Here is a 1563-nt window from a genome sequence, read left to right on the forward strand (position 1 = left end):
GAATCATTTCGATCATCTCCCACTGAAGGTCAGTCAGGTCACTTGGGTACGCTTTTCGAATCGCCTCGGACACCGTGCACTCCTTTGCGTTGATGAACCGCAAAGTGTGAACAAAACCAGACTTTCACAAAACCTCAGTTTCCGGATAGCCTCTCAGTGTCCGAACGGTGCAAGTTCCATTCATTGAGGCTTCTGCCAACCGGAAGTAGGTTAAGACGACTTTCGTTTTTATACGGTTTCCCAAGCCAAGGTACCTGCTTCGATTCGCTTGTTGATCGTTTTCGATCGGTTTCCCTGAATCAACAAGAATTCTCTCGGTGTGTTCTGATGGCAAGCCATGTCTGAGCTTCAATGGAATGAAATAGTGCTTTTCTCAACGAGGTTTAACGAGTCGAAAGCACCGCGACATCGTCCACGGTGAGTTCCTCTTGATCTCTCCGACGGAACGCATGGCCCGTTTTCTGCATTCTCTTGAATACAGTTGATCCGATGACGCTGTGGTGCCGTTCTTCGGTGCTACCACGCAATCTTGACTTTGACGATCTATTCAGAAGCTGCCAGCGGTTGAGTTTTTGCAACCGTTCTTTATATGAAATACGATCGTCAGGGAGCAGTTGCTGACTCAGTGAGCTTCAGTCGATGAGGGCGAAGTGAATCTCTTCGGCGATGGGCTTTGATCGGCGTTGCCAGTAGCGCGCGGCCGGTCGTGCCCGCGTGCCTTCGCTACGGAAATGTCTTTTCGGCGAGATCTTCTGAACCCGATCCGGTTGCGCTGTTGAGTAAGTCCGCTCGTGAACTGGTGTTCTTTTTGGGAACCGCGTGGTAGTTGCTGCTGTCGATTTTCCATCACGAGAATTCGCTTGCACCGGTATGTTAAGTTGAGGTGTGATTAGTGTTAAATTTGCAGTCTATTGTTAGACTTGAGTTAAAATCTTGTTAACACTTATTTGTTAAAATTAGACCGCTGTTGGTTTGCGGTATTTCGGCAAATTATTCGGGAATTAGTAAAGTTTGGTTCAATTCTCTAGCCAATGGTTCTAACATTTTCTCCAGTGATCCGGGCGTCTTTCCTCGGGTGCATATCGGGATGTGCCGAGGGTGTACTGACTTCAGAGATCTTACTGTTTTCAGCATTGAGCGATGAGTTCAAGTGTCAACGTTGTGCTTCGAGCGTTGCAGAAGTGCGCGAACTGCAGTGATCTGGTACGAGTAGACCAAAGATCTGGTTACCCAAACGGCGTTTGATCCACTCTCACTGTCGTATGAATTCACAAAACTCTGAAGTCTTCCAATCTGTTGAAAGGAACTTTTGATGAGCCGGTCAATGACTTGGGCGATGTGTGTTGCGACAGCTGTCGTGAAATGCCCCCGAAGTTTGAACCAGGCTTATGAGAGTTGGGGTTAGGTAAGTAAGTCAGTGTGCTGGAGTGGAGGAGAAGGTGGAGCCGTAGGCGGAACCTTCTCTGGAACGGAAGCACACTGAGTCGAAAATTCGGCAGGCGTCAACCCTCCAAGAGAGCTGTGCGGACGGCGGTGGTTGTAAGTCATCCGCCAGTCCTGAAT

Annotated in this window: 1 protein-coding gene; it reads right to left on the reverse strand. The window is 48.8% G+C overall.

Going from position 1 to position 1563, the window contains the following annotated elements; translation table 11 throughout:
• Nucleotides 1-1401: 1401 nt before the first annotated feature.
• Nucleotides 1402-1563, reverse strand: a complete 162-nt coding sequence (locus KOR42_RS28100; protein ID WP_390620856.1) for an integrase core domain-containing protein — start codon at nucleotides 1561-1563, stop codon at nucleotides 1402-1404.

It is taken from the genome of Thalassoglobus neptunius (genome assembly GCF_007859735.1).
In the GTDB taxonomy this organism is placed as follows: Bacteria; Planctomycetota; Planctomycetia; order Planctomycetales; family Planctomycetaceae; genus Thalassoglobus; species Thalassoglobus neptunius.